Below are 8101 nucleotides of genomic sequence, written 5' to 3' on the forward strand. Positions count from 1 at the left end.
AAATAACAATTATTTTTCGTGATGAACGACTTCGCTAAGATTAATGAGAGCGAGATCTTTTTTCCTCAAAATTAAGGATACTCGGTGCGTCTCTATTTGAATAGGATCACCCAGTGGCGCGATACGAATAACGTTAAACACAGCGCCAGGTAGCATACCTAAAGATAATAGTTTCTGTCTGTATGCAGGGCTAATCTGAGGTGAGTAGCTCAAGATTTTATAACTGTGATTAGGGATCAGAGACATAATTGTCCTTCCACGAATATTGATACAAAAAATAGTGATATTGATAAGTATTAACGAGTATGAGAATTCACATAATAGTAGTCAGGTTAATTATAATAAATATTTTTAATGCTAATGAGAATTATAATTATCCTTATTGGGTATAATTTAGCCTAGTCTCGGCTTATCTGCACTTGATTAAATCAACCAGAGAAAAGATATTGAGATGAAAATAGACGGTTTGCCCTATCTGTTACTAGACAAAAACAGAATGTGAAGAACTGACATGTCAATGTAGCAACAAAATAACAATTAATTAATGATATTAACGGGCAACGGTATAAAAGTAGATTTTAAGAAGATGAAAAGCGCGAGCTTCAGGGAAAAGCTCGCGTTGTTATTGTGAAATATCCGCTAATTAGTGAGTTTGCTGGTGGCTAAAAAGTTGATAAATATTGTTAGGGGTATAACTATCATCTTCGTATGAAATGACCCAATCTGTTATTAATGCGGTGTTGATAGGATAGATTTCACCTTCTTGCATATCTTTAACATAAAATGGCACATTGAGTAATTTTGCATAAACCGTGTCCCCATCGCGAGACTGTGGTACAAACCACATATGCTCGAGCTCTTTTTCTTCCTCTTCTTCGCCATAAGGAATGCCGAATTTGATCATAAATTGCCAAGGATTTTCGGTCTCTTCGGGTTTGTCTTTTCCTAATAATTTGGAGAGAAACCCACTTTTTTTTCTCAACAGGTGGTTGATTGTAGTTATCAAACATAGAAACGAAGTATTTCCAGCGTCGCTTGGCTTTTTCGGACATTTCATAGGTTTCTTCATTGCTACGCAGTAGCATCATCGCTTGCTGCTCTTCATAACCTTTAAAGAAGGTTTCTAAAACAGGGTTTTCTTCATTGGTTCTAAATAGCATAGAAGAAGGATGTTGATGATATTCATCTCGATCGGCTAAATCACCCAAGAAAACGCCATTTGGCGCGCCTTCAGTGTCATAACGCATCTCTTCTAAAGGTCTCAGATTGTCGAGAGGTGTTGATTGATTAATATGGCGAATGCCTTCTTCAAAGGGTAATGCGACAAGATATTCTAAACCTGACGATGTTTGGCCACACAGCATCGGTTCACCAAATTCGATTTGACGATGATTAATACTGTTGTTAACAAAGCAACGGAAGAGATCAGGAATACCATAGTAAGATTCAAGCATACTTGGAATAACTAAATCGACTTCTGTTAAGCCACAACGCGCTAATCCATGCGTATGGAACCAGAACATGGTTGGTGGATCATTTTCTGTGTCATAGACAGCATGAATAACATATAAGCTTTCAACTTCAGGATAGAGATCGGGGGTTTCTAATTGAAAGCGGATCCATTCTGGTGTCAAGGCTTTACCTGCCGCTGATTCATCTAATGCCAAAACCATTTCAGGAGCGATGATATTGAGAAAATTCAGTTGATGGCGGTAACTTGCTAAGGGATGCAATGCCTCCGTAAAGCGTGTTTCTAATAATAAATCTTGAGTAGTGGCATTTGCGTGCGCTAACAATTGCGGGGTCAGTTCATCTGTCGAATACATTGGGCGTATTTCATAATCTTCATCTCGAGGATAAAGACAGACAAAAAAAATGCAATTCATTATCGCCATGTTGGCAACGATAGAAAAAACCATCATCAATATTTTCACTCAGATAATTGATTTCACCATCCGTATAATCCGTCTGCTCTTCTAGGCGTTGCTCAATAAGTGCATAGTTTAGTGGCTGTGCAGGAAAAGCCACTATACGAGAGGGCACTTTTTCTCCTTGCCCAGCTGCGATATCTAGGTACTGCTGTCTGTTATCCATATTTCTTATCACTCGTATATTTATATTAAAGATAGAAAAACAGGATATCAGGGATAACAAGAGAGGAATAGATGGAGTTATCTGAGCTTGAGAAGGTGATTTCATCTATTGTTAATCATTATTTTTAATGAAGGCACAATAGAGAGAGATTGTTATAAAATAGAGGATATCAATAAGTTATTGATATCCTCTAAATGTAAGCCGATCAAGACAAATGATCCGCCTCTGGATTATTTACCTTTCAGTAATTGCATGATGTCTTCTGTTTTTTCTTCATCGTCATCATCTTCAAACTCAATACCTAGCTCAACCATTAATTCATCAATGCGATCAAGGTTTTTTTCAGTATAAGCCTGCTCTTCAGCGTTGAGTTTTTCACCGTTTTCAAGACGAGACAGTAATTCATCTAAACGTGCATCATTTTCTAACAGGTCTAACTCTTGTTCAGGCGTTAAACGAACGGGCTCTTTTTTAACGGGCGCAGGTTTTTTCTTCACCACTTTAGGAGCATCACCCACAATTAGAGGGATCGGTTTCTTGCTTCCAATACGTGGATCTTTCGGTGCCGTATTTGTGGCTTGTTGTTTATTTTCTGCTTCCTGCTGACGGTTACCAGCAGGATTGCCGCGGTGTTTCTTTTGACGTTTACGTTCACGTCCTTCCGCGTTCAGCTCTTCACGTGATTTTTTACGTGTTTTAGCTGCGGGCTTTCTTTTAATCATATTCATAATGGTAACTCGATAGTGATCTTCTTGGTTGCGCAATCTATCAGAAACAAATTTTCAATAAAAGCGCAAATTTAAGACAATTTAATTTTTGCTCACGTACAATGTGCGGTTCGTTTCACTATACTTTATTGTGTTGTGACATCAATTAACGTCCAAACTAAATTAATTAACGTAAATTATATTTATTATGACATTATCATCTGTACAATCACGTAAACCAGTATATTGGTGGGTTATTGGTTATGCGACACTTTGGATCTTAGTGAGTTATCTCTTTGACCCTACGGTACCTTATGATGCCGTTGAGGCTGTCAATTGGGGCACTAACGGAGGGTGGGGTTCTCCAAAAAATCCTTGGTTTGTGGGTTTTATAATGACACCCGCTATTTATGGCGGTATCGATTTTAGCTTTTATTGGTATTTTATCCACTTTATTGTTATTGCCATTGGATTATTAGGTGTTTGGAATTTAGCTTATAAATTGACACGTAATACTCGCCTTGCATGGTTTGCCATGTTGGGACTTAATTTATCTGGCGTCATCAATTTCGATATTATCCCTTATAACGATAACTATATTCTAGTGGGTTGTTGGGCATGGGCGTTTTATTTTTTCCTTTGTGCGATTAATGACAATCAAAAATATTGGATTGGCTTCGCGATCACGATGGGTATTGCCACAATGGGGAAATATTCATCATTAGCTTTTATTGGTTCTGTGTTTTTATCAAGCCTTTTTGTACCTAAAGTTCGAGCAAGTTATTGTTCTCCCTATTTCTATTTAGCGTTGGCGATTTGGTTTGCTTTTGTTATTCCCAATTTTATTTGGTTATGGCAAACCGATTTTGCGGCTTTTAAATGGGTCGATTCACAAATCGAAAACCGTTTTAATTTGCGTACAACTCGGGCTGCGCTGACCGTTTTTTACCCTGTGATTTTAATGTGGGGAATTTTACGTTTTTATGGTGGACGTGTAAGTTGGTCTGCATCTAAAGATAGCCAATTACTCAATTTTATTTTTCTGTTTCCCTTAGCGATTATTTTTATTTGGTTTAGTTTTCATGAAGGGGGGCGTATCAGCGAATGGTTACAACCCTTTATGTCGATTGCGACTGCGCTTTTTGTAGGCTCAATTAGTGTCATGCCTAAGCGTTCATTACGTGGTGCACTGTACGGTTTAGGTGTTTTCGGTATGTTGGTTATTTCTGGTTATACCGTCGTTCAAGCTGCTAATGTGCGTAATGCAGGTCAAAAATTTATTGGCATAAAACCTTTTGTGCAAGATGTTGAACAAGCTTGGCATCAGCATTATCACACACCACTGGCGTATGTGGGTGGCGAGTATATGCATGAATGGGTGACTTTTTATGGTAAAGATAGACCATTATCTTCACAGCCTTGGGTGTTAGAAGAGAATGTGCAGCCTCCTAATATTTATAATCGACATATTACCCTTCAACAATTAGAAGAAAAAGGTGTCGTATTCGTAAGTGAAGTAGGCTATTACTGTGAAAAAGCACATTTTGATGAAGGATTAAAGCATTGGCCGAGTTTAAAAATAGCTGATACTCAAGAGATAATGTTTCGTTCCGAACCAAATGCTATTGCAGAACCCGTTTGTATTGCTTTTGTGGCGCCAAAAACACATAAGGAAAAGTAGAGATGCGTTACGCTGATATTCAGATTGAAACGGAAAGGTTGAGATTGAGCCCTTTTGAAATGGGGGATAGTGAAGATTGGTTTAAGATCATGAATTCACCTGAAGTGACGCGCTACTGGAGCCATCTCCCTTGGCAATCACTGCAAGAAGCGCAGGAAGATATTATTCAAGATATCACGCATATGGAAAGAAAAGAGTACCTGCGTTTAGCGGTAATAGATAAAACAACAAATGCACTGATGGGCATGTGTGTTTTCTTTAATCATTACCCTAATTCACGACGTGGTGAAATCGGGTATTGCCTTGATACAGCTTATCAAGGTAAAGGCATCATGAAAGAAGCGATGATCGCATTTATTGCGTATCTTCAAACACATCTTTCTATTCGTCGTTTAGAAGCGGATATCCACCCTGAAAATAAAGCTTCAGCTGCATTATTAGCGAAATTAGGTTTTGAACAAGAAGGGTATCTAAAACAGCGTTGGATAGTCGGTCATGAGGTTTCTGATTCGATTATTTTTGGTTTGTTGTTGCCCACAAAAGTCGCGTAATTGTAGAGAATAGAAAGGCACAAGTGACATATAACACTTGTGCCTTTCGTTATTTAGCCAAAAAAGAGGCTTGATTTTTTAAGCTTAATGCCTGATTTACCGTAAAAATATCACCGCGTACTTCCGGAATTCCAAAAGATTTTAATCGAGCGCTGTGTTTATCTAAATAAGCTTGAGCGTTTTCTTCTGAATCAAACAGATAAATTCCCCCTGCCTTTTGTGTTTCTTTATTTTCAGTCCATATTTTCCAAATAAAGCCAGGCTCTTGGTTGATTGATGTAGACAATGCATCCATAGCTTGTGTCATTTCATCACCGAAAGGACCATGATAAGGGAAATCGACTTGTAGGAGTACGTGCATAATCACCTCTTTTATCTGTATCATCATGATCTTAATTTATTGAATATTAGAATAAAGAATTCAAATCAATTACATGAGTATCGATCAGTAATATTTTTAAAATAAACAGCAGTGAAACAATCACAACACACAGATTAATTTCTTTCCAGCGGAATGTGCCCACTTTCATCACGCAATAGGCAATAAAGCCTAGTGCGATACCTTCGGTAATTGAGAAGCTAAATGGCATCATTACCGCAGTGATAAAGGCAGGAACGGATTCCGTTAAATCATCCCATTTCACGCGAGTCAGGCTGGATGTCATTAATACACCAACATAAATTAATGCACCAGCGGTTGCGTAGCTTGGTACCATACCTGCAAGTGGGGATAAGAAGATAGCGAGTAGAAAAAGGACACCCACAACAACCGCTGTTAAGCCTGTACGGCCACCCACAGAAACCCCTGAAGTACTTTCGATAAAGGCTGTGACTGACGATGTTCCCATTGCAGAGCCTGCAACTGAGCTTAAACTATCGACATATAACGCTTGTTTCATGCGTGGAAATTTACCTTTGTCATCAGTTAAACCTGCTTTATCCGTCACACCAATTAAAGTGCCTGATGAGTCAAATAAGTTAACCAACATAAAGGCAAAAATAACACCAGAAAGGCTGATATCTAATGCGCCGACAATATCGACTTTACCTACCACTGTGGTAATAGAAGGTGGCATAGCAAAGATGCCTTGATATTGAACATCCCCTAAGAGGAGACCAATGACAGTAGTGATAATAATTGAGATAAGAATTGCTGCGTGAATATTACGTGCAGCAAGAATGGCGATAATAAAAAAGCCTAAGGCACCTAATAACACGTTATGAGAGGCAAAATTACCAATAGTGACGATGGTATCATTGTTAGGAATAATAATACCCGAGTTTTTTAGCCCCATCATGGCGATAAATAGCCCGATACCGCTAGTAATACCCACTCGTAAACTCAATGGGATATGGGCAATTATCCAATAACGAATACGAAAAAGAGTCAGTAAAAATAACCCCACAGCCCCCCAGAAAATCGCTCCCATAGCGACTTCCCATGAATAGCCCATTGCCCCCACAACCACAAAGGCAAAGAAAGCATTTAGGCCCATAGCTGGGGCAACTGCAATAGGTAAATTGGCCACTAATCCCATTAAAATACTGCCGAAAGCCGCAATTAAGCAGGTTGTCACGAAGACGGCTTTAATATCCATATTGGCAGCGGCGAGAATTTGAGGGTTAACGAAGATAATATAAACCATCGTTAAGAAAGTCGTGATACCCGCAATCAGTTCAGTGCGAGCGTTTGTACCGTGTTCTTGTAGCTTAAACAGGCGTTGGAGCAAACTCTGTGAACCAGAATTTGGTGATGACATGCTCATAGACAAAAGATCCCAAAAAAAATGTTTTTCGCTTTATCCTACACAAATAAAACAAGAACTGCACCTAAAAAGTAATCGATTGCGTCGGCGGATAAATCTAAAGCTTAAAAATACGTTGAGATCCTTTGAGGGTTAAATTAGATAAATGTAAGGAGGCTAATAATGGTATTGATATAATGCAATTTCCATCGCGGGATCAGTAACACGGTAGATGAGACTGATGTTCATCAGTGCTCCGTATTGACCAAAAATCGGTTAATTCATGTTTCAAGGGCTCAGGTTTGCCTATTCCGCTAAACGGTGTTCTTTTAATCTCTTTTATGAGTTCGTTAATGTGTTTAATTATTTTCTTATAGGATAGATTATAAGCATAATAAAAAGGCTAAATTGCTTTAGCCTAGTAATGTATTAACCTAAACTTTTCTCAACAAAGGGTCTCTTTTTTATCGGCAACACCATTTGCCAAAAAGGACGCTTCTCTTTTTGCGTTGAGAATAATTTAGCCACGCTATTGGCAATCATTTCTAATGAGAAACAGAGCACAAAATAGACGAAGGCCACAAATAAAAAGACTTCCATTGGATAAACCATACTGCGGTTATTGACCTGTGTCGCTAAGAATGAAAGCTCACCGACACCAACCACATAAGCTAATGAAGTATCTTTAATTAAGGCTATCCATTGATTTATAAATGAAGGCACCATCATGCGTAATGCTTGAGGTAATACGATATACCATAGTACTTGCCAGCGATTAAAGCCTAACGATAATCCTGCCTGCCATTGCCCTTTTCCTATTGCCAAAATGCCCGCTTTAACGCCATGCGCAATATAAGACGATGTAATTAAAGCCAATGCACAAATGACGGTGGTGATTTCAGGTATTTCCATTCCCAATACAACGGGCAATAAAAAATAGACCCAAAAGATCAACATAATGACGGGAATAGCGCGGAAAAAACCTAAAAAAGCAGCGAAAAGGTTAACCCAAACACCTCTGAGCATAGCCAGTGCAATGCCACCTAGTGTACCTAAAATAATAGATACAATACCCGCAATGATGCTGATAAAAAGAGTCAACGCTGCACCTTCTAAAGGCCCATCAGGATAAGCACCAAAAAAGTAAGTACTGCCAGTTATCAGCAATAACAGTGAAGTCCATATTAATACCCTTGTGCTAATTTACGTTGCTGATGCCATTGTCCCCAAGCTTCCATTAATGCGATTGCCGCAATATAAAGGATGGTTGCGACCCCAAAGGCTTCAAAGGTACGTAATGATTCTGTTTCGACTTGTCTTGAT

At 38.7% G+C, this 8101-nt stretch carries 6 protein-coding genes and 4 pseudogenes; 2 read left to right on the forward strand and 8 right to left on the reverse strand.

What is annotated here, in order from left to right:
- Nucleotides 1-9 precede the first annotated feature (9 nt).
- The 3 genes and pseudogenes from feoA to yihI form a co-directional block, all read right to left on the reverse strand.
- Nucleotides 10-246 (reverse strand): ferrous iron transporter A, encoded by a 237-nt coding sequence (feoA, locus tag BHE89_RS19800; RefSeq protein WP_069369528.1) that lies wholly within the window; start codon nucleotides 244-246, stop codon nucleotides 10-12.
- A 397-nt stretch (nucleotides 247-643) separates the two neighbouring features.
- Nucleotides 644-2094 (reverse strand): annotated as a pseudogene (locus BHE89_RS19805) (DUF4026 domain-containing protein).
- A 230-nt stretch (nucleotides 2095-2324) separates the two neighbouring features.
- A complete protein-coding gene (gene yihI, locus BHE89_RS19810) occupies nucleotides 2325-2822 on the reverse strand; it encodes a Der GTPase-activating protein YihI (protein ID WP_069369530.1) in 498 nt (165 codons plus the stop codon).
- Between the two features lie 187 nt (nucleotides 2823-3009).
- Between yihI and BHE89_RS19815 the strand changes: the two genes are divergently transcribed.
- Nucleotides 3010-4482 carry a glycosyltransferase family 39 protein gene (locus tag BHE89_RS19815; RefSeq protein ID WP_069369531.1) on the forward strand — a complete coding sequence of 491 codons (1473 nt, stop codon included), beginning with the start codon at nucleotides 3010-3012 and terminating at the stop codon, nucleotides 4480-4482.
- Between the two features lie 2 nt (nucleotides 4483-4484).
- Nucleotides 4485-5033, forward strand: coding sequence for a GNAT family N-acetyltransferase (locus BHE89_RS19820; protein ID WP_069369532.1), 549 nt, complete (start codon nucleotides 4485-4487; stop codon nucleotides 5031-5033).
- 49 nt (nucleotides 5034-5082) lie between these two features.
- On the opposite strand, the gene BHE89_RS19825 is transcribed toward BHE89_RS19820, so the two are convergent.
- The 5 genes and pseudogenes from BHE89_RS19825 to BHE89_RS26475 all read right to left on the reverse strand — a co-directional run.
- Nucleotides 5083-5394, reverse strand: a complete 312-nt coding sequence (locus tag BHE89_RS19825; RefSeq protein ID WP_069369533.1) for a monooxygenase — start codon at nucleotides 5392-5394, stop codon at nucleotides 5083-5085.
- A 46-nt stretch (nucleotides 5395-5440) separates the two neighbouring features.
- On the reverse strand, nucleotides 5441-6793 hold the full coding sequence (locus BHE89_RS19830; protein ID WP_248619829.1) for an NCS2 family permease: 1353 nt from the start codon (nucleotides 6791-6793) through the stop codon (nucleotides 5441-5443).
- Nucleotides 6794-6955: 162 nt separating this feature from the next.
- Nucleotides 6956-7151: pseudogene (locus BHE89_RS19835) on the reverse strand (Txe/YoeB family addiction module toxin); the annotation flags it as partial.
- 56 nt (nucleotides 7152-7207) lie between these two features.
- Nucleotides 7208-7961, reverse strand: a pseudogene (locus BHE89_RS19840) (amino acid ABC transporter permease).
- A gap of 1 nt (nucleotide 7962) precedes the next feature.
- A pseudogene (locus tag BHE89_RS26475) lies at nucleotides 7963-8101 on the reverse strand (amino acid ABC transporter permease); the annotation flags it as partial.

The sequence above is a fragment of the Shigella sp. FC1967 genome (genome assembly GCF_001743005.1).
In the GTDB taxonomy this organism is placed as follows: Bacteria; Pseudomonadota; Gammaproteobacteria; order Enterobacterales; family Enterobacteriaceae; genus Proteus.

Coding starts and splice junctions, on each gene's coding strand:
- feoA (WP_069369528.1), bottom strand. CDS start 246: ATGTCTCTGATCCCTAATCACAGTTATAAAATCTTGAGCTACTCACCT.
- BHE89_RS19830 (WP_248619829.1), bottom strand. CDS start 6,793: ATGTCATCACCAAATTCTGGTTCACAGAGTTTGCTCCAACGCCTGTTT.
- BHE89_RS19825 (WP_069369533.1), bottom strand. CDS start 5,394: ATGCACGTACTCCTACAAGTCGATTTCCCTTATCATGGTCCTTTCGGT.
- BHE89_RS19820 (WP_069369532.1), top strand. CDS start 4,485: ATGCGTTACGCTGATATTCAGATTGAAACGGAAAGGTTGAGATTGAGC.
- BHE89_RS19815 (WP_069369531.1), top strand. CDS start 3,010: ATGACATTATCATCTGTACAATCACGTAAACCAGTATATTGGTGGGTT.
- yihI (WP_069369530.1), bottom strand. CDS start 2,822: ATGAATATGATTAAAAGAAAGCCCGCAGCTAAAACACGTAAAAAATCA.